Source organism: Halorubrum sp. SS7 (assembly GCF_005435055.1).
Lineage (GTDB): Archaea > Halobacteriota > Halobacteria > Halobacteriales > Haloferacaceae > Halorubrum > Halorubrum salinarum.
Genome location: NZ_SGXV01000668.1, coordinates 1 through 228 on the forward strand (window position 1 = coordinate 1; position 228 = coordinate 228).

The 228-nt window shown below is 68.4% G+C and carries 1 pseudogene; it reads right to left on the reverse strand.

Annotated elements, in window-relative coordinates:
• Positions 1-181, reverse strand: a pseudogene (locus tag EXE44_RS19565) (hypothetical protein); the annotation flags it as partial.
• Positions 182-228 lie beyond the last annotated feature (47 nt).

The following is a 228-nucleotide window of genomic DNA, read 5'->3' on the forward strand; positions in this document are numbered from 1 at the left end:
CCGTGGCCGCGACCCCGAGGACGACGAAGACGGCGTGTTCGAGGTCGACGTCGCCCGGTTCTATCGGGTCGCTCTCCGGCGTGCCGGTGTCCTCCGTGATGCCGTCAGGACCCACGTCGTCGACCGAGAACCGCCACTTGGTCTCGTCGTCCGGGGTCTCGTCGCCGGATTCGTCGCTCATGGACGCGTTACGCGGCTCCGCGATAAATGACTGGCGGGCGCGGTCTC